Below are 19,178 nucleotides of genomic sequence, written 5' to 3' on the forward strand. Positions count from 1 at the left end.
CCGGTTTGATTTGCCGCAATCAAGAAGGGCGCCCGAGGGCGCCCTTTTTTTACGTCGTCACCGTCGGTGCGTCGCGCCCCGTGCGGGCGCGGATCTGCGCCAGCTGCTCGGCCACGGCGATCAGTCCCGCCAGCGCCGCCTGGGTCGGGATGCCATGTTGCGCGACATCGGCTTCGTAGCGCTCCAGGTACAGGCGCAGGGTGGCGCCCTCGGTGCCCGTGCCGGACAGGCGCAGCACGATGCGCGCGCCATCCGTCATGATGATGCGGATGCCCTGCTGCGTCGCCACCGAGCCGTCGACCGGGTCGGTGTAGCTGAAATCGTCGGCCAGCGCCACCGTGTAGCCACCCAGCACCTGGCCCGGCAAGGCGGCCAGCTGGCCGCGCACGGCGTCCATCAGCTGCTGCGCACCGGCGCTGTCGATGTCTTCATAATCGTGGCGCGAGTAGTAATTGCGGCCATACGTGGCCCAGTGCGCGCGCACGATGTCTTCCACCGATTGTTTTTTCTCTGCCAGCAGGTTGAGCCAGAACAGCACGGCCCACAGGCCATCCTTTTCGCGCACGTGGTTCGATCCCGTGCCATAGCTTTCCTCGCCGCACAGGGTGGCCATGCCGGCGTCGAGCAGGGTGCCGAAGAATTTCCAGCCCGTCGGCGTCTCGTAGCACGGAATGCCCAGCGCGCTAGCGACCCGGTCGGCCGCGCCCGACGTGGGCATGGAGCGGGCGATGCCCTTCAAGCCGGCACGGTAGCCGGGCGCCACTGTGGCGTTGGCGGCCAGGATGGCCAGGCTGTCCGAGGGCGTCACGTCGAAGCGCCGGCCGACGATCATGTTGCGGTCGCCATCGCCGTCCGAGGCGGCGCCGAAGTCGGGCGCATCGTCGCTGGCCATGCGCGCAATCAGCTCCTGCGCGTTGACGGGATTCGGGTCCGGGTGGCCGCCGCCGAAGTCTTCCAGGGGCACGCCATTGATGACACTGCCCTTGGGCGCGCCCAGCATGCCTTCCAGGATGGCCGTCGCATACGGGCCGGAAACGGCGTGCATGCCGTCAAAACAGATGCGCAGGCCGCCCGCGAACAGGGCGCGGATGGCGTCGAAGTCGAACAGTTGCTGCATCAGTTCCGCGTAATCGAGAACCGGGTCGATCACTTCAACCGTCATCTGCTCGATGCGCGTCAATCCCGGCGCATCGAGGTCGATGTCGGCCGCATCGCTGATGCGGTACTCGGTGATGGTTTGCGTGCGCGCAAACATGGCTTCGGTGACCTTTTCCGGTGCCGGGCCGCCATTGGCGATGTTGTATTTGATGCCGAAATCGCCATCGGGACCGCCCGGATTATGGCTGGCCGACAGGATGAGGCCACCACTGGCGCCATGCTTGCGGATCACGCAGCTGACGGCCGGCGTCGACAAAATGCCGCCCTGCCCCAGCAGCACGCGCGCGTAGCCGTGCGCGGCCGCCATGCGCAGCACCGTCTGGATGGCCGCGCGGTTGTAGTAACGCCCGTCGCCGCCCAGCACCAGCGTCTGGCCATGGCAGTCGCCGAGCGTGTCGAACACGCTTTGCACGAAGTTTTCCAGGTATTGCGGTGCGCTGAAGACCGCCACCTTCTTGCGCAAGCCCGAGGTGCCGGGCCGCTGGCCAGCCACCGGCGCCGTATTGATAATTTGAATAGCCATCTTGCCTCCTTATTAACTTCCCATGTTAACCGATGCTGGCCGCGGGGCAAAGCGTTGTACGCCTGCCACGGTGCGGCAAGCCGCTTAGCGCGACATCGCGGCATGCAATATAATGAGAATCATTCTCATATGCGGCATTCCTGGCTGCGGACTCATACATCGGACGCCGTGGTTGCACGCTATTACCAAGAACTGTTGAACTTTTGCTGGCGCAGCTTGCGCAACCGCGAAGCCGCTGCCGACCTGGTGCAGGAAAGCTACGCGCGCGTGCTGGGCGAAGCGGCCGTGCGCGAACCGCGCGCGCTGCTGTATCACACGGCGCGCAACCTGCTGATCGACCAGCACCGGCGCGCCGCCTTGCGCCAGCACGAGGAACTCGACGCCCTGCCGGAAACCGCGCATCCGGCCGCACCGCGCCATTTGCAGCCGGAGCAGGCGCTGGAAAGCAGCCAGGACTGGCAAGCCTGCGTGGCCGCCATCGACGCCTTGCCGCCCCGCTGCCGCGACGCCTTCGTGCTGCACATCTTCGAGGAATTGCCGCACGCGCAAATCGCCGCGCGCATGGGCATTTCCGTGAGCATGGTGGAAAAACATATCGCGCGCGGCATGCTCAGTTGCCAGGCGCAGTTGCATTCTTTGCGGGAAGCCACATAATGGCGCCCATGACCGCCCACCCGCCCCGCCATGCTTTCGGTCCCTCCGCCCAGGAGCAGGCGGACTTGCGCGAGTACGCCGACTTTGCCGCCACACAAGATGGCGTGGCGCTGGCGGCCGCCACCTGGTTCAGCCGGCGCGGCAGCCTTGATGCGCAGGCCGAGTTTGCCGCCTGGCTGGCGGCCGATGCGCAGCACGCGCACGCGTATGCCCAGTTGCAAGACAGCTATCGCGCGGCGCGCCGGGTTCCCGCGCACATGGCCGCCCGCTGGACCGTGCCAGCGCCATCCCCCCGCCGCCCGCTTCTGCGCTCGCTGCGCGTGCTGCCGTATGCGGCCGCCGCCATGCTGCTGCTCAGCGTGGGCGCGGGCGGCTACCAGTGGTGGCAACAGCAACCCACGTTCAGCCAGGCGTATGCCACCGCGCGCGGCCAGCACCTGGCCGTTGCCCTGCCCGACGGCAGCAGCATGCAGCTCGATACGGCCACGCAGTTGCACGTCACCGTGTACCGCAAGCGCCGCGAAGTGCGTCTGGCACACGGCGAAGCGCTGTTCCAGGTGCAAGCGAAGCAAGGACAACCGTTCAACGTGCTCAGCGGCCCCTTGACAGTGACGGTGGTGGGCACGCAGTTTTCCGTGCGCAACACCGTGGCCCACGACGGCCAGCTGCGCGTGGCCGTGCAACATGGCCAGGTGCGCGTGGCGGGCGCGCGGCAAGACCTGGTCGACCTGCGGGCCGGCCAGGGCGTCAGCAGCGATGCCGGTGGTCGCCTGTCGGCCATCGCCAGCCTGGCCCCAGGCAGCGTGGCGCCCTGGCGCAGCGGCAGAATCACCTTCGACAACGTGCCGCTGGGCGCGGCGCTGGCCGAATTCGAGCGCTATGGCGACACGGGCCTGGTCGTGCGCGATCCCGCTGTGGCCAAGCTGCGCATCGGCGGCAGTTTCAGCCTGGCCCAGCTCGACCGCTTCGCCGCTGCCTTGCCGCAGCTGCTGCCCGTCCACGTCGTACGCGATGGTGCCGTCAGCGAGATCCGCATGGCGGCAAAAATGCCGGCGCAAGCCCCTGCGATGCGGCGGCCTGAAAAATAAATGCAAATAGTTCGCATTCGCAGGTGAGGATTTGGCGCACTGCCGCGTCTACCAAGTTAATCGACAACAAATTAACCTGGAGAAATGCAACATGTGGTCCCCCCGCCTCAATCTGACACCCGCTCCCCTCGCCCTGGCCGCCATGCTGGCCCTGGGCAGCATCCCCCTGGCACAGGCGCAAACGGCGCCCACCGTCAAGCTGGCCATCGCCGCCCAGCCGCTGGGCCAGGCACTGAATGAACTGGCGCGGCAAGCCAATCTGCAACTGCTGTTCGCGCCCGAACTGGTGGCCGGCAAGACGGCACCGGCCGTCAGCGGCACGCTGAGCGTGACCGACAGCCTGGAACGCCTGCTGGCCGGCAGCGGCCTGGCCGCCAGCATCGACGGCAACAGCGTCATCATCCGTCCGGTGCCCGCCGCCACGGGCAAGGTGGCGACCCTGGCGGAAATCACCGTCAGCGCGCGCCAGGAGGCGACGACGGATACCGAGCTGACCAAGTCGTATGCGGCGCAGGCGGTGAGCATCGGCAAGGGCCGGCAAAGCCTGCGCGAGATTCCCCAGTCCGTCTCCGTGCTGACGCGCCAGCAATTGAACGACCAGAATTTGCTGAGCCTGGACGACGCCATGCGCGGCGTGACGGGCATCACCGTCGAAGCGAGCAGCACGGGCGGCAACCACGGCAATTTTTACTCGCGCGGCTATGCGCTCGATGCGGTGCAGGTCGATGGCGTGATGACGCCGGCCAGCACGGGCAATGACCTGTCGGCCGGCTTCGGCCTGGCCATCTATGACCGCGTGGAAGTGCTGCGCGGCCCCGCCGGCCTGTTCCAGGGCGCGGGCGACCCGGGCGGCACCATCAACCTGGTGCGCAAGCGGGCGCGCGACACCTACACCGCCAGCGGCGTGCTCAGCGCAGGTTCCTGGGACCGCTACTACGCGGAAGCGGACGTCACGGGCCCCCTGAGCGCGGATGGCAAGGTGCGCGGCCGCCTGGTGGCCGCGTATGAACACCGGCGCTCCTTCGTCGACCACGTGTATGCGAAAAAACCGCTGCTGTACGGCACCGTTGCCGTCGATGTGGCGCCGGGCACCGTGCTGACGGGCGGCGTCACCTGGCAGGAATACAAGGGCCGTCCCGCCTTCGGCCTGCCCGCGTATGAAGACGGGCGCCTGCTCGACGTGCCCCGCTCCACCTACCTGGACCCCGCCTGGAACCACATCACGGAAAAGGTCACCGAGTATTTTGCCGAACTCGACCATAAACTGGACAACGGCGGCCAGTTCAAGGTCACCGCCCTGTACCGTGAGCAGGATGAACCGTCGCGCAATTTCGGCTGGTCCGACTGCTCGGCCGACCCCGTCACGGGCAACAGCTGCCTGATCAGCTGGAACTACCGCAGCCACTGGAAGACGCAGGGCCTGGATGCTTACCTGGCTACGCCGTTCCAGGCGTTTGGCCGCAGCCATGACCTGATCGTGGGCGCCGACTACCGCCAGGTGCACAAGAATTTCCAGTATGGCGGCGGAGACAATGCACCGATCAATATTGTCCATCCTGATAACAATATAGCCCGGCCCAGCTACACCTTTTCCAACGGCAATGACAACCGCACGAAGCAGTTCGGCCTGTACGCGCGCACCCGCCTGCAGGTGGCGGACCGGCTGGCCGTCAACCTGGGCGGGCGCCTGACGCACTGGGACAACCACACCGTCAACCGCAATGCGTATTTCAACCAGTTCACCGATGTCAGCAACACCATCAATGCGAAATTCACGCCGTATGCGGGCCTGGTCTACGAGCTCGACAAGCAGGTCTCGGCCTACGCCAGCTACACGCGCATCTTCTCGCCCCAGAGCACCACGGACGCTGCCGGCCAGACCCTGAAACCGCGCACGGGCCAGCAATTCGAACTGGGACTGAAGGCGGAGCTGTTCGACAAGAACGTCAATGCGCATGCGGCCCTGTTCCGCATGGAAGATGAAAACCGCGTCATGCCCGATCCGGCCAATCCGCTGTTTTCCATCGGCGCCGGCAAGATGCGCAGCCAGGGCATGGAAGCCGAACTGAGCGGCAGCCCCCTGCCGGGCTGGAACATCACGAGCGGCTATTCCTACACCAGCACGCGCACCCTCGAAGGCAGCGACGACCAGAAGGCGCAGCTGTACACCTTCATCGCGCCGCGCCACAATGTCAATCTGTGGACCAACTACCGGCTGGCCGGCGCGCTCGACAAGATCAGCGTGGGCGGCGGCTTGCGCAGCGTCAGCAGCATGTACCGCCTGAACGGCCCTGTGAAATTTGCGCAGGGGCCCGTCACCACGGTGGGCTTGCAGGCTGGCTACCGCCTCAGTCCCAAGCTGGAGCTGTCGCTGACGGTGAACAACCTGTTCGACAAGAAATACTACACGCGCGTGTGGGCCGCCTACGGTTCCAACTTTTACGGCGAACCACGCAATGCCATGCTGACCCTGCGCGGCCAGCTGTAAACGCCCGCGCTCCTGCGCATACACGGCCGCCGCCAGCAATGGGGCGGCCGTGCTCGTTTACCACATCGTACTCTTGCATGTCTCGCAACCCCACACTATAATAAGAATAGTTCTCATTCACATTTACGACTCCCACCGGAGCCTGCACACAGTCGCCTGACTGATGCGCGGCTGGATGACAGACTGCGCCAGCCAGGCACCACCGCCAAGCAAGCCTCCCATACCAACAACGCCAGCCGCTCGACGGTGGCACACGAGAAGAAGGATGTTTCATGGCGCGAGCACGTTCGCTGGCCGGTATCGCTACCGGCCCGTTTTCCCCACCCGTTGGCCACATCGCCCTGCGTCCGCTGGCCGTTGCCGTGCATTCCGCCTTGCTGACGGCAGCGCTGGGCGCCGGCGCGGCCCTGGCTGCCGAGGCGCCGGCCAAGCCCGATGAAGCCACCTTGAGCGAGATCAAGGTAGTGGGCCAGCAAGACCAGGCATCGACCGAGCACACGGGTTCCTACACGACAAAGCAGATGGCCACGGCCACGCGCATGGGCCTGTCGATCCGCGAAACGCCGCAATCGATCTCGGTGGTGACGCGCCAGCGCATGGACGACATGGGCTTGAACAGCCTGGCCGAGGTGCTGGTGCAGTCGACGGGCGTGACGGTCCAGGAAAACGACAGCGAACGCACGAACTTTTCGGCGCGCGGCTTTTCCATCGGCAATTACCAGATCGATGGCGTGGCCGTCAATTCCGGCTCCAATGCGCTGTTCGACACGGCCATCTATGACCGCATCGAAATAGTGCGCGGCGCCACGGGCCTGGTCAGCGGCAATGGCGATCCGTCGGCTACCATCAACATGCTGCACAAACGCCCCGGCAAGGAGTTCGCCGCCTCGGCCGGCCTGACCGTGGGTTCCTGGAACAAGGTCCGTCTGGAGGGCGACATCAGCTCGCCATTGAATGCGGACGGCAGCATCCGCGGGCGCGTCGTGGTGGCAGGCCAGAACCGCCATTCCTACATGGACCTGTACAAGGAACGCAAGCTGGTGGGCGCCGTCATCGTCGAGGCGGATCTGACGCCTGCAACGTTGCTGACGGCCGGTATCGACTACCAGAAAAACACACCGAAAGGCACGAGCTGGGGCACCACGCCCCTGTTCTTCTCTGATGGCACGCCCGCCAACATGCCCCGCTCGTTCAACATGGCGGCCAAGTGGAGCAGTTGGGAGCGCGAGTTCCAGAACAGCTATGTCTATCTCGAACACCGCTTCGCCAACGACTGGAAGATCAAGGCCGCCTACGGGCGCCTGGACAGCTCCTCGAACGGCAAGCTGTTTTACGGCGGCAGCGGCTATCCGAAACGCGATGGCAGCGGCCTGGAAGTCTGGAGCGGCGCCTTCCCCTACGATGAAAAGCAGGACAACTTCGACCTGTCGGCCAACGGCACCTTCCCCCTGTTCGGCCGCCAGCACGACCTGGTGCTGGGCGTGAACGGCTGGAAGCGCGTCGGCACGACGAATGAAACCTTGCTGCCCGATCCGCTACCATTTGCCACCACCATCCCCGACTTCCGCAACTGGACGGGCGACGTACCCGAGCCGGCGCTCACGCGCACGGGTGCGCGCGACGTCGCCACCACCAAACAGTCGGGTGCCTTCATCGCCACGCGCATCAATGTCACGGACAGCTTCAAGGTGCTGGCCGGCGCGCGCGTTTCCAGGTGGGAAACCTATAACGACCGCTACGATACCCAGGGCCGTTTTGTGAAACGCAGTTCCGCCTACAAGACGGACGATGTCGTCACGCCATATGCGGGCATGGTGCTCGATGTGAGCAAGAGCACGTCGCTGTACGCCAGCTATACGGACCTGTTCAAGCCGCAAAACCTGAAGGACAAGAACAACGCCTTCCTCGACCCGATCACGGGCAGCAACGTGGAAGCGGGCGTGAAGAGCGACTTCTTCGACGGCGCCGTGAACGCCTCGTTCGCCGTGTATGAAGCCAAGCAGGACAACCTGGGCGAGGAAGACAGATCGGTGCCGCTGACCTTTCTGCTGCCGGACGGCAGCCGCCCCTATGTCTCGACGGGCAAGGGCACGAAAAGCCGCGGCTACGAGGCGGAAGTGTCGGGCAGTCCCTTGAGCGGCTGGCAGCTGTTCGCCGGCTACACGCACAGCAAATCAAAGACGGGCAAGGGCGTGGTGACCAACACCATCCAGCCGACCAACATGCTGCGCGTCTCGACCACCTACCGCCTGCCGGGCGAGCTGCAAAATCTCACCATCGGCGGCGGCTTGAACTGGCAGAACGAAATCTGGACGATGGCCACCCTGCCGAACAAAAGCAAAATCCGGGTCAGCCAGGGCAGCTACGTGCTGGCCAACCTGATGGCGCGCTACCAGATCAGCCCGAAACTCTCGGCCAGCCTGAATGTCAACAACCTGTTCGACAAGACGTATTTCCGCCGCGTGGGTTTCTATAACGGCGGCTATTACGGCGAACCGCGCAACGTGGCGCTGAACCTGCGCTACCAGTACTGATGCATCGCAGGCCACAGTCCCCAGGGAACGCGGCCGCTTTTTCCATTCACATAAAAAGATAAGGGATACACCATGCACCTCACTTCCATCGCGCGCCTCGGCGTCCTCGCCACCGCCCTGCTGGGCGCGGCCCTCGCTTCCGGCACGGCCAGCGCGCACCAGATCTGGCTGCAGCAGGACGGCAAGGCAGCCAGCGTGTACTTCGGTGAATTTGGCGACAACCTGCGCGAAGCGTCGCCCGGCTTGCTGGACAAGTTCAGCATCAAGAAGGTGACGTGGATCTCGGCCAAGGGCGCGCAGCCACTGCAGGCGAGCAAGACGGCCGGCGCGTTCATCCTGAATGGCAAGGTGGGCGCCGGCGAAAGCATCATCGTCGAGGAAGACAACTACCCGTCCTGGGAAGAGAAAAAGGATGGCAAGAGCACGCGGACCGTGTGGATTCCCGCCGCGCGCCTGGTCGCCGACGGCAAGGCGCAAGCGCCCGCGCTGACCCTGGACCTGGTGCCAACCGGCCAACCAGGCCAGTTCCAGGTCAGCTACCAGGGCAAGCCGCTGGCGCAGGCCAAGGTCAACGCCGTGGTGCAGTCGGGCTGGGGCAAGGAAGCGTGGAGCGATGCGCAAGGCCTGGTCAGCTTCCCGCTGCCATGGAAGGGCAGCTATGTGCTGGAAGTGCAGCACACGGACAAGACGGCCGGCCAGCGCGGCGCGCAAGCCTATGACAAGGCCATGTTCGTGACCACCCTGAGCCTGGTGCAGCCGCACGGCGTGACGCCGCTGCCGGCCGGCCCTGCCGTGCCGCCCAGCAAGGATCACGACTGAGCATGCAAGCGCCAGCCATCATTAAAATCGCGCGCCTGCGCCTGTCCGCCGGCGCGATCTACCGCCTCGGCGTGGCCTCGCGCAGCGTGGCCGCCATCGTCGGCGGCTACGTGCTGGCAGCGCTGGTCACCATGCTGCTGTCGGTGAGCCTGCCCATGGCCCGCTCCGAAGCCGTCATGACGGCCACCCTGCTGTCGTTTGCCATCTACACCTGCGCCGTGCTGTGGGTCTTCGCCACGCGCAGCGCCCTGCGCGCCTGGCTGGGCCTCGCGATCCCGGCCGCCATCATCGCCGCCATCCTGCAGTCGATGGACGCACTATCCTGGAGTCTCGCATGAAAGAAGGTTTCCGCCAGTCGATGGCATGGCTGCACACCTGGTCCGGCCTGCTCGTCTGCTGGATCTTGCTGCTGGTGTTTTGCGCCGGCACGGCCAGCTACTACCGCAATGAAATCACGCTGTGGATGCAGCCGGAACTGCATGGCGCCGCCGCCAGCCAGGTCAGCACCGAGGAAGCGGCCAAGGTCGCGCAACAAGCGATGCAGGAACGGGCAGACGGCGCCACGCGCTGGTTCATCAGCCTGCCCGGCGAGCGCAGCCCGTCCACGCAACTGGGCTGGAGCAAGCCATCGAAGCCCGGCGAAAAGAAACGCGGACGGCGCGGCAATTTTCATAGCGAAAAAGCCGACCCGGCCACGGGCGAGGTACTGTCGAAGCCGCGCGAGACGCGCGGCGGCGAATTCCTCTACCGCCTGCACTTCGACCTGCACTACATGTCGGCCATCTGGGGCCGCTGGATCGTGGGTTTCTGCGCCATGTTCATGTTCATCTCCATCATCAGCGGCATCGTCACGCACAAGCGCATCTTCAAGGACCTGTTTACCTTCCGTCCGAAGAAGGGCCAGCGCTCGTGGCTCGACGCGCACAACGTGACGGCCGTGCTGGCACTGCCCTACCACATCATGATCACCTACACGGGCCTGGTCACCCTGATGTTCCTGTACATGCCGTCCGGCGCCACGGCCGCCTACAAGGGCGACCAGGATGCCTTCTTCGCCGAGGCGTTTCCCGGCCGCTCGGGCGACAGCAAGCCGGCCGGCGTGGCCGCGCCGCTGACGCCGATCGCACCGCTCGTGCGCCAGGCGGAACAACACTGGGGCGGCAAGGTCGAACGCATCTCCGTGAATCACCCGGGCGACGTCAACGCCACCATTTCGCTCACGCGCGCCGGCGGACGCGACATGTCGTCGAAGCAGCCGTCGATGGAATTCGATGGCGTCAGCGGCAAGCTGCTGTCGACCGATGGCGACGCGCAGCCCGGCGCCGCCGCCACGCACGGCGTGATGGTCGGACTGCACGTCGCGCATTTCGGCGGACCGCTGCTGCGCGCGCTGTTCTTCCTCTCCGGCCTGGCCGGCTGCGCCATGGTCGCCACGGGCGCCCTGCTGTGGGCCGTCAAGACGCGCCAGAAGCAAGCCAAGGCACTGGCCGCCGGCAAGCGCGCCAGCTTCGGCCTGCGCCTGGTCGAAGCGCTCAACATCGGCGCCATCGCCGGCATCCCGATCGCCTTCGGCGCCTACTTCTGGGCCAACCGCCTGCTGCCGGTGACGATGGAAGAGCGCTCGAAGGAAGAAATCGCCTGCTTCTTCGGCGCCTGGGCCCTGGCCGCCATCATCGCCCAGCTGCGCCCCTCGCGCGCCATGTGGCGCATGCAGCTGGCCGTGGGCGCCTTCCTGCTGGCGTCATTGCCCGTGCTGAACGTCTTCACCACCAATTCGCACCTGGGCGTGACCCTGTTCCTGGGCCGCGGCCCCGTGGCGGTGGCCGCCTTCGACCTGGTGGTGCTGGTGCTGGGCCTGAGCCTCGCGTATGCGGCGTACAAGTTAAAACCGCTGCCCGTGAAGGCGGCCAAAACCACACCCGCCGCCAAGCCGGCAACGACGATGGAGGCCGCGTAATGGAGCTGCTGGCCAATTTCCTCGTCTTCGCCCTGTGCTATGCGGGCCTGTCTTCGCTGTGCCTGGCCATGGACCGCCACTACGCCGACCTGCACGGACGTGGCGCCGAACCGCCGGCGCCGCTGCGCCGTCGTTTGCAGTGGGCCGGCTGGCTGGCGCTGGCAGCCGGACTGGCCTGGGCCATGCACATCGCCGGCGGCGGCTATGGCCTCGTCTACTGGGTCGGCAGCCTGACGGGCTGCGGCTTGCTGCTGATCTGGCTGCTGCCCTATGCACCGCACCAGGCCATGCGCCTGGCGCGCGTCATCGGCGGCGCGGCCATGCTGGCCGCCGTCGCGCTGGCAGTGCTGTAACGATCATGGCCATGCCACCCCTGCTGCACACGCAGCTGGAAAGCCACTACCGCGCGCACCACGGCTGGCTGGTGCACTGGCTGCAGCGGCGCCTGGGCAATGCTTTTGATGCCGCCGACCTGATGCAGGACACTTTCATCCGCCTGCTGGTCAGTGTCCCCGCACAGCCGCAAACGCCGGCCCTGCGCGCGCCGAAGGCTTACCTGGCCACCGTCGCCAAGCATTTGCTGATCAATCATTTACGCCGCCAGTCGCTGGAACGCGCGTGGGCCGATGCGCTGGCCGCGCAGCCAGAGCAGTACCAGCCCTCCGTCGAGCAGCGCGCGCAAATCCTGCAGGCGCTGCAAGCGGTCGATGCCATGCTTGATGGCTTGAAACCGAAGGTGCGCGCCGTCTTCATCCTGGCGCAGATCGAAGGCTATACGTATGCGGAAATCGCCGCGCAGCTGGGCATCGGCGAACGCTCCGTGAAACGCTACATGGCCGAGGCGCTGACCGAATGCGTGCTGCTGGCGCCGGACTTGCCGGCATGAGCGCGGCCGCTTCGCCATATCCTCCGCTGTCACGCAAGGTGGCGCGCCAGGCCGTCGAATGGTATTTGCTGGAGCAATCGGGCCAGGCCACACAGGATGATTTGGCGGCGTCGGCGCAATGGCGCGCGCGCGACCCGGAACATGCACGCGCCTGGAGCAGGGTGCAGCAGGTTGGCCAAACGGCCAGCCGGCTGCCGCCGGAGCTGGCCGCGCCCGTGCTGCGCCGGCCGCAGCGCCGCGTGGCAGTGCAGGTACTGCTGGCGCTGATGGCGGCGCCCGCCGCCTGGCTGCTGGTGCGCCATGAACTGCTGGCCGACTACCGCAGCGGCGTGGGCGAACGGCGCGAGGTGTCCTTGCCCGATGGCGGCACCCTGGTGCTCAACACGGACAGCGCCGTCGACCTGGCGTATGGCGCCGATGAACGTTTGCTGACGCTGCGCCGCGGCGAGGTACTGATACAGACGCACCCCGACCACGCAGGCAGCCGCCCCTTCATCGTCGCCACCGGCCATGGCCGCATCCGCGCGCTGGGCACGCGCTTCAGCGTGCGCGTCGACGACGATAGCAGCCGCGTGACAGTGCTCGAACACGCGGTGGAAATCACGCCGCGCGCGCCCTCGGCCACCGTGCGCACGCTCATGGCGGGACAACAAAGCCGCTTCGACGCCAGCCACGCTGGCCTGCCCGCGCCGGCGCCGCTGCAAGCCGATGCCTGGGCGCGCGGCATGCTGGTGGCGCAGGACATGCGCCTCGACGCCTTCGCCTTGGAGCTGTCACGCTACCGCCCCGGCCTGCTGCGCGTGGAACCGCAGGTGGCGGGCTTGCGCCTGTCAGGCGCCTTCCAGCTCGACGACACGGACGCCGTGCTGGACAGCCTGGCGCGCATGCTGCCCGTCGACGTGCTGTACCGCACCCAATACTGGGTCACTCTCGTGGCCCGCAAAAAATAGTTTATAAAAGTTGGCCCTTTTTTTCGGCATGGCCTGTCCTGTAAGTACGACAACGACACTCCACCAGAAAGGCCACACCATGCACCCACCCCGTTTGACTCCCCTCGCGCGCGCCATCGGCAGCGCCGTGATCCTGCTGTCGCTGGCGCAAGCGCCGGCCCTGGCGGCAGCTTCCGCCACCGCCCCAGCCAGCACGCAAATCAGTTTCAGCGTGCCGCCGGGCGAGCTATCGGCCGCCATCGCCAGCTTTGCCATCGAAGCAAAAGTGAGCGTGGGCGCGGCTGCCGAACTGCTGCAAGGCGTGCGCACGCCAGGCTTGAGCGGCAACTACACGGTGCAGCAAGCACTGGCCCGCCTGCTGGCCGGCACGGGCCTGGAAGCGCAGCCCAGCGGAGAGCGCAGCTACGTGCTGCGCAAGGCTGGCACTGCATCGCCCGGCGCGCCGATCGCCGCCACGCTGGGTGAAGTCGCCGTCAGCTCCAGCGCCCTGCGCGACGGCACCACGGAGGGCAAGCGCGGCTACGCAGGCCTGACCAGCGCCACGCGTTTGAACCTGTCGCTGCGGGAAACGCCGCAGGCGGTCAGCGTCATCACGCGCCAGCAGATCGACGACCAGGGTTTGCGTACCTTGCAAGACGTGCTGGTCCAGGCGCCCGGCATCACGGTCGACCATTCGTCGAGCACGCGCGAATACGACCAGGTGTTTTCACGGGGATTTGAAGTGACGTCGTACATGTTCGACGGCATCCCGACCAGCAAGAACCTGGAAGCGCGCACCTACGACATGGCCATCTATGACAGGGTCGAAATCATCCGCGGCGCGACGGGTCTGATCAGCGGCACGGGCAGCCCGTCGGCGGCCGTCAACCTGGTGCGCAAGCGCCCGGGTCGCAGCTTTGCCGCCACGGCCGGCGCGCAACTGGGATCATGGGACCGCTACCGCATCGAAGGCGACGTCTCGACGCCCTTGACGGCGGACGGCAAGGTGCGCGCGCGCGTCGTCGCCGCGCATGAAGACCAGCGCTCGTTCATCGACCGCTACCAGCAAAAAAAGGACGTGCTGTACGCCATCGTCGAAGCGGACCTGACGCCATCGACGGTGCTCAGCGCCGGCATCAACTACCAGAAGGAAAAGCTCAAGGGTGCAGGACGCGACTTCCCCATGTTTTATGCCGACGGCTCGCAGACGCGCTTCCCCCGCTCGATGAACGGCACGGCCGCGTGGAGCACGTACGAGCGCGAACAGAGCATGCTGTTCGCCACGCTCGACCACTATTTCGACAACGACTGGATCGCCAAGCTGGCCGTCAGCCGCAGCAGCAACCAGTACGACGCCTTGCAGGGCTTTTCCGGCAATGGCTACCCTGACCGCGTGACGGGCGGCGGCATGCGGCTGTGGCTGGCCAACTGGCACAGCAAGCCGCAACAGACCTCGCTCGACGCCTATGTCAGCGGCCCGTTCCAGGCCTTTGGCCGCCAGCATGAACTGGTGCTGGGCGTGAGCGCCTCGGAACTCAAGACGAACAGCCCCATCTATCCGAGCTGGCGCCTCGATGGCTATGACTACACGGTACCAAATATCCACGCCTGGAATGGCGCTATGCCGGTGCCCGACTACAGCGGCACGCGCCTGGGCAGTTCATACGACAAGGAACGGGAAAGCGGCCTGTATTCGACCCTGCGCCTGCGCCCGACGGATGCGCTGTCGGTGATTATTGGCGCGCGCCTGTCGTACTGGAAGCGCGACATCCGCAGCGACTATGTCAATGACGCGGACCTGTACGACGCGATGCGAGAAAACGGCAAGATCACGCCGTATGCGGGCCTCGTCTACGACCTGGGCCGGCACTGGTCGGCCTACGCCAGCTACACCAGCATCTTCACGCCGCAAAGCCAGCGCGACGTCAACAGCCGCTTCCTGGCGCCGCTCGAAGGCAAGAACTATGAAGTGGGCGCCAAGGGCGAATTCTTCGGCGGCAAGCTCACCACCAGCGCCGCCGTCTTCCAGCTGAAGCAGGAAAACCTGGCCGAAGCCGATCCGGGCAATGTCTGGATCATCGGCACGGGCGGCGGTTCCTACGCCTATCACACGGTCAAGGGCGCCACCACGCGCGGCGTCGAGGCGGAAGTCTCGGGCCAGCTGCGCCCCGACTGGCAACTGACGGCCAGCTATGCCTACAGCCGCATCCGCAACGCGGCTGGCGCACGCATCCAGACCAACCAGCCGCAAGCCATGGCCAAGCTGTGGAGCACCTGGCGCCTGGCGCAGGGCGTGCCGGGCCTGGTGCTGGGCGGCGGCGTGAACTGGCAGAGCAATATCTACATGGATGACCGCGGGCCGAACGGCGAACGCTTCACGCAGAAAGCGTATGCGGTGGCGGGACTGATGGCGCAGTATCAGGTCAGCAAGCAGTTGCTGGCGACCCTGAACGTCAACAACGTCTTCGACAAACGCTACTACTCGACGGGCATGGGCGGCTACTACGGCGATCCGCGCAACGCCATGCTGTCGCTGCGCTATCAGTTCTGAATGACTTCACTACTTTTGAGCAGCACCTCGATGCCCTCGGGCGCCATGGCGCGGCCCAGGTAGTAGCCAAACGCCTCGTCGCAGCCCATCTCGGCGAGCAGTTCCAGCTGCGCGCCGCTTTCCACGCCGCCGGCAATGGTGCGCAGTCCGAGCGTGCGCGCCATTGCCACGATGGCGCGCACCATGGCGCCGTCGCCACCGGGCTTGCCCAGGTCGTCGACGAAGCACTTTTCGATCTTCACGGCATCCGTGGGAAAGCGTTTCAGGTATGTGAGCGAGGCGTCGCCCGTGCCGAAATCGCTGATGGCAATCGCCATGCCCAGCTGGCGGAACTGGCGCAGTATCAGTTCGCAGTTCTGGTTGTGGTCGATCAGGATGCCGGCGGCGATTTCCAGCTCGATGCAATGCCCCGGCACGCCGGCCGCCTCCAGCGCGGCGGCGAAATTGCGCGCGATATCGCGCTGGTAGAACTGGCGCGCCGACAGGCTGACGGACACCGTCAGCCTCTGCCCCTGCGCGATCCAGCTGCGTGCCTGTTCCACCGCCGTGGCCAGCACCCAGGCGCCCACCGGCAGGATCAAGGCGCTTTCTTCCAGCACCGGTAAAAAGTCGAGCGGCATCATCAGTCCCAGTTCCGGATGCTTCCAGCGCAGCAGCGCCTTCACGCCCGTGATCGTGCGCGTCTTCAGGTCCATGCGCGGCTGGTAGAACAGGGCGAATTCGTTGCGTTCGAGCGCATGGCGCAGGGCTGTCTCGAGGATGGTGCGCGAATACGACTGCGTCTGCATGCGCGGCGCGTAGCGCAGGCAGGTACCTGGCGCGTGGCGCTTGGCCGCATACATGGCCAGGTCGGCCTTTTCGATCAGTGCATTGACGTCGTCGTCATCGTCCGGGTACAGGGCCACGCCCACGCTGGCCGCCACCGACAGGCTGTATTCGCCGATGACGAAGGGGGCGGCGATGGCGGCGACGATTTTTTCGGCCACCCGCTCGGCATCGTGCGCCGTGCGCAGTTCCGTCAGCAGGATGATGAATTCATCGCCGCCCTGGCGCGCCACCGTGTCGACCTTGCGCACGCACTGTTGCACCCTGCGTGCGAACTCCGTCAGCACCTGGTCGCCCACGTCGTGTCCCAGGCTGTCGTTGATGGATTTAAAACGGTCGATATCGACGAACAGCACGGCCAGCAAAGCCTGGTGACGGCGCGCGTAGGCGATGCCGTGCTCAAAGCGGATCTGGAAATGCAGCCGGTTCGGCAGCCCCGTCAAGCCGTCGTGGTGGGCGATGAATTCCAGCTGCTGCTCGGCGCGCCGGCGGGCCGATACATCGTGCAGCAGCAGCACCGCGCCGCCCTGCGCCAGCGGCGCGCAGCTGTACTGCACGTCGATGCGCTTGCCATCGAGATGGCGCAGCAGCACGGCGCCGCGCGCCACTTCCAGCACTTCTTGCCGCGCCACGCAGTCGCGCACCTGGCGCGCCGCATCGACGGGCGCGCCGTCATGGAACAGCGGCAGCAGCTCGGTCACAGGCTGGCCCAGGCCATCGTCGCCCAGCAAGCCACCCATGCTGCTGGCGCGGGGATTCATGTACTGCACCACGCCATCGTGGTCGGTGCCGACGACGGCTGCCGGCAGCGCGTGCAGCAGCGCCAGCGCATCTGCCATGCGCTGCGCCTGCGCCGCCTGCAGCACCACGCCCGTCGCATGGCGCATGCGCCACATGCGCGCCGCCTGCCACTGGCAGGCCAGCAGCACGGCGAGCACCACGGCCAGGGACAGGCACAGCGCCAGCAGCAGCGCCGTCATGCATCACCCGGCAGGCGGAAAGTGAAGAACATGGTTTTCCTTTGCAACGCGCGCCATGCGGCCGGGCGCAGATCCATGCGGAAAGGAAATAGTATAAGAATTTCGGCGCGATATTTGCCTGATCGGACGCCGCTTGACTGGCATCAAGCGGCGCGGGGCGGGCCTGCGTCAGGTCAGCGACAGTCTCCGGGACGGCGCGGCCACGCCGGGAACGGCGTGCAGTTTGAAGATGCTGACGGCGTCGGCCAGGCTGGCCGCCTGCTGCTGCAGCGCGTCCGCGGCGGCGGCGGCCTGCTCCACCAGGGCCGCATTCTGCTGCGTCACGCCATCCATCTGGCTGATGGCGATGCTGATCTGCTCGATGCCATCGCGCTGCTCCACGCTGGCCACGGCGATCTCGCCGATGATGGCGTTCACGCGCTGCACGCTGCTGACCACATCGTCCATCGTGCGCCCCGCCTGGCCCGCCAGCACGCTGCCCTCTTCCACCGTGCGCACGGATTCGCCGATCAGCTGCTTGATTTCCATGGCCGCCGCGGCCGACCTGTGCGCCAGGCTGCGCACTTCGGTGGCCACGACGGCAAAGCCGCGTCCCTGCTCGCCCGCGCGCGCCGCTTCCACGGCCGCGTTCAGGGCCAGGATATTCGTCTGGAAGGCGATGCCGTCGATGACGGCGATGATGTCGACGATACGCTTCGACGAAGCATTGATATGGCTCATGGTCTGCACCACCTGCGCCACTGCCTCGCCACCGCGCTGCGCCACGTCGGACGCGCCGCCGGCCAGCTGGCGCGCCTGGTCCGCGTTGTCGTTATTCTGCCGTACGGTGGAGGTCAGCTCGGTCATCGCTGCAGCCGTTTCTTCCAGCGAGCTGGCCTGCTCCTCCGTGCGCGAAGACAGATCCATGTTGCCGTTGGCAATTTCGCCCGACGCCGTGGCGATGGCGTCCGTGCCGGCGCGCACCCGTCCCACGATGTCGGCCAGGTTGCCGCTCATCGCCTTCAAGGCGCGCAGCAGGTCGCCGATTTCATCGCGGCTGCTGTCGGCCACCACGGCGCGCAAGTCGCCGGCCGCCACTTGCTGGGCGATGCCGACGGCCGCACCCAGCGGCACCGTGATACTGCGGATCAGCCACCACACGGTGATAGACCCGACGACCAGGGTCACCAGCACGGTGGCCAGCATGGCGATGCTGGCGCTGCGGTGCGCGGTGGCGTCCTGCTCCTTCATCTGCGCCATCAGGCTGTGCGACTGCTTGCCGATAGTGGCGACGATGGCGTCGATCTGGCGCGTCGGTTCGCGGTCCATGCCCTTGACCAGCGCATCGACCGTGTGGGCGCTGTCGGGGCGCGCGCCGTCGTACTGCTGCAGCGCCGCCAGGTAGCTCACGCCCAGCGCGTCGTGCGCCTGCAGCGCTTGCGCCACGGGCGCCGTATCGAGTTTCAACGCGGCCATCATGGCCTGCAAGCCGGCCAACTCCTTGCGCGTCTGCGCGCCGCTGGCGACAAACGCTTCGCGGTAGCGCCGGAAGGCGGCCGCATCGCCGCCGCGCAGCAGGATGTTTTTCCATTCCTGCACCTGGATCTTGAATTCCACCTGCGCGCTGCGCGCCGCGTCGACCGCTTCCGTCAGGGCCACGGAGCGCTGCATGGCCTCGGCGCTGCGTGCGCTGGCCGCATCGAGCGCACTCCAGCCGCGCACGCCAACGAACACCAGCGCAAGAAAGAAGAAGGCGCCCAACAGACCCAGGCGGATGGAGATTTTCAGATTCGCGAGTTGCATGTAT

At 66.2% G+C, this 19,178-nt stretch carries 14 protein-coding genes; 11 read left to right on the forward strand and 3 right to left on the reverse strand.

Going from position 1 to position 19,178, the window contains the following annotated elements; genetic code table 11:
• Positions 1–49 precede the first annotated feature (49 nt).
• Complete coding sequence (locus tag C8C92_RS23425) at positions 50–1,681, reverse strand: alpha-D-glucose phosphate-specific phosphoglucomutase (protein ID WP_116745371.1); 1,632 nt, start codon at positions 1,679–1,681, stop codon at positions 50–52.
• A 168-nt stretch (positions 1,682–1,849) separates the two neighbouring features.
• On the opposite strand from C8C92_RS23425, the gene C8C92_RS23430 reads away from it, so the two are divergent.
• From C8C92_RS23430 to C8C92_RS23480, 11 genes are all read left to right on the forward strand, one after another.
• Positions 1,850–2,335 carry a sigma-70 family RNA polymerase sigma factor gene (locus C8C92_RS23430; protein ID WP_207781038.1) on the forward strand — a complete coding sequence of 162 codons (486 nt, stop codon included), beginning with the start codon at positions 1,850–1,852 and terminating at the stop codon, positions 2,333–2,335.
• Positions 2,336–2,343: 8 nt separating this feature from the next.
• Positions 2,344–3,423 carry a FecR domain-containing protein gene (locus C8C92_RS23435; RefSeq protein WP_243420334.1) on the forward strand — a complete coding sequence of 360 codons (1,080 nt, stop codon included), beginning with the start codon at positions 2,344–2,346 and terminating at the stop codon, positions 3,421–3,423.
• A gap of 91 nt (positions 3,424–3,514) precedes the next feature.
• Complete coding sequence (locus C8C92_RS23440) at positions 3,515–5,911, forward strand: TonB-dependent receptor (protein ID WP_116745373.1); 2,397 nt, start codon at positions 3,515–3,517, stop codon at positions 5,909–5,911.
• Positions 5,912–6,183: 272 nt separating this feature from the next.
• A complete protein-coding gene (locus tag C8C92_RS23445) occupies positions 6,184–8,445 on the forward strand; it encodes a TonB-dependent siderophore receptor (protein ID WP_116745374.1) in 2,262 nt (753 codons plus the stop codon).
• Positions 8,446–8,517: 72 nt separating this feature from the next.
• Entirely contained in the window at positions 8,518–9,264 is a 747-nt protein-coding gene (locus C8C92_RS23450) for a DUF4198 domain-containing protein (RefSeq protein ID WP_243420335.1), read from the forward strand.
• A 2-nt stretch (positions 9,265–9,266) separates the two neighbouring features.
• Positions 9,267–9,602: a DUF3649 domain-containing protein gene (locus C8C92_RS23455; RefSeq protein WP_116745375.1), complete on the forward strand. Its 336-nt coding sequence runs from the start codon at positions 9,267–9,269 to the stop codon at positions 9,600–9,602.
• Complete coding sequence (locus C8C92_RS23460; RefSeq protein WP_116745376.1) at positions 9,599–11,221, forward strand: PepSY-associated TM helix domain-containing protein; 1,623 nt, start codon at positions 9,599–9,601, stop codon at positions 11,219–11,221. The genes C8C92_RS23455 and C8C92_RS23460 overlap by 4 nt, the downstream gene beginning before the upstream one ends.
• Positions 11,221–11,574: a DUF3325 domain-containing protein gene (locus C8C92_RS23465; RefSeq protein WP_099762376.1), complete on the forward strand. Its 354-nt coding sequence runs from the start codon at positions 11,221–11,223 to the stop codon at positions 11,572–11,574. Before C8C92_RS23460 ends, C8C92_RS23465 begins: the two co-directional genes overlap by 1 nt.
• A gap of 5 nt (positions 11,575–11,579) precedes the next feature.
• Positions 11,580–12,107, forward strand: coding sequence for a sigma-70 family RNA polymerase sigma factor (locus tag C8C92_RS23470; RefSeq protein WP_347708478.1), 528 nt, complete (start codon positions 11,580–11,582; stop codon positions 12,105–12,107).
• Complete coding sequence (locus C8C92_RS23475) at positions 12,074–13,057, forward strand: FecR domain-containing protein (RefSeq protein WP_116745377.1); 984 nt, start codon at positions 12,074–12,076, stop codon at positions 13,055–13,057. The genes C8C92_RS23470 and C8C92_RS23475 overlap by 34 nt, the downstream gene beginning before the upstream one ends.
• Before the next feature lie 79 nt (positions 13,058–13,136).
• Positions 13,137–15,587 (forward strand): TonB-dependent receptor, encoded by a 2,451-nt coding sequence (locus tag C8C92_RS23480; RefSeq protein WP_116745378.1) that lies wholly within the window; start codon positions 13,137–13,139, stop codon positions 15,585–15,587.
• On the opposite strand, the gene C8C92_RS23485 is transcribed toward C8C92_RS23480, so the two are convergent.
• Both C8C92_RS23485 and C8C92_RS23490 read right to left on the reverse strand, forming a co-directional pair.
• Positions 15,578–17,392, reverse strand: coding sequence for an EAL domain-containing protein (locus tag C8C92_RS23485; protein WP_116745379.1), 1,815 nt, complete (start codon positions 17,390–17,392; stop codon positions 15,578–15,580). The two genes, C8C92_RS23480 and C8C92_RS23485, sit on opposite strands and share 10 nt — an antisense overlap.
• A gap of 168 nt (positions 17,393–17,560) precedes the next feature.
• Positions 17,561–19,174, reverse strand: a complete 1,614-nt coding sequence (locus C8C92_RS23490; RefSeq protein ID WP_099762372.1) for a methyl-accepting chemotaxis protein — start codon at positions 19,172–19,174, stop codon at positions 17,561–17,563.
• Positions 19,175–19,178: the final 4 nt, after the last annotated feature.

The sequence above is a fragment of the Janthinobacterium sp. 78 genome (assembly GCF_003096775.1).
In the GTDB taxonomy this organism is placed as follows: domain Bacteria; phylum Pseudomonadota; class Gammaproteobacteria; order Burkholderiales; family Burkholderiaceae_D; genus Janthinobacterium; species Janthinobacterium tructae.

Bases quoted from the DNA above. Each gene is read 5' to 3' on its own strand.
- C8C92_RS23440 (WP_116745373.1), top strand. From the start codon at position 3,515: ATGTGGTCCCCCCGCCTCAATCTGACACCCGCTCCCCTCGCCCTGGCC.
- C8C92_RS23460 (WP_116745376.1), top strand. From the start codon at position 9,599: ATGAAAGAAGGTTTCCGCCAGTCGATGGCATGGCTGCACACCTGGTCC.
- C8C92_RS23465 (WP_099762376.1), top strand. From the start codon at position 11,221: ATGGAGCTGCTGGCCAATTTCCTCGTCTTCGCCCTGTGCTATGCGGGC.
- C8C92_RS23425 (WP_116745371.1), bottom strand. From the start codon at position 1,681: ATGGCTATTCAAATTATCAATACGGCGCCGGTGGCTGGCCAGCGGCCC.
- C8C92_RS23470 (WP_347708478.1), top strand. From the start codon at position 11,580: ATGGCCATGCCACCCCTGCTGCACACGCAGCTGGAAAGCCACTACCGC.
- C8C92_RS23455 (WP_116745375.1), top strand. From the start codon at position 9,267: ATGCAAGCGCCAGCCATCATTAAAATCGCGCGCCTGCGCCTGTCCGCC.
- C8C92_RS23475 (WP_116745377.1), top strand. From the start codon at position 12,074: ATGCGTGCTGCTGGCGCCGGACTTGCCGGCATGAGCGCGGCCGCTTCG.
- C8C92_RS23490 (WP_099762372.1), bottom strand. From the start codon at position 19,174: ATGCAACTCGCGAATCTGAAAATCTCCATCCGCCTGGGTCTGTTGGGC.
- C8C92_RS23450 (WP_243420335.1), top strand. From the start codon at position 8,518: ATGCACCTCACTTCCATCGCGCGCCTCGGCGTCCTCGCCACCGCCCTG.
- C8C92_RS23445 (WP_116745374.1), top strand. From the start codon at position 6,184: ATGGCGCGAGCACGTTCGCTGGCCGGTATCGCTACCGGCCCGTTTTCC.
- C8C92_RS23485 (WP_116745379.1), bottom strand. From the start codon at position 17,392: ATGACGGCGCTGCTGCTGGCGCTGTGCCTGTCCCTGGCCGTGGTGCTC.
- C8C92_RS23480 (WP_116745378.1), top strand. From the start codon at position 13,137: ATGCACCCACCCCGTTTGACTCCCCTCGCGCGCGCCATCGGCAGCGCC.
- C8C92_RS23435 (WP_243420334.1), top strand. From the start codon at position 2,344: ATGACCGCCCACCCGCCCCGCCATGCTTTCGGTCCCTCCGCCCAGGAG.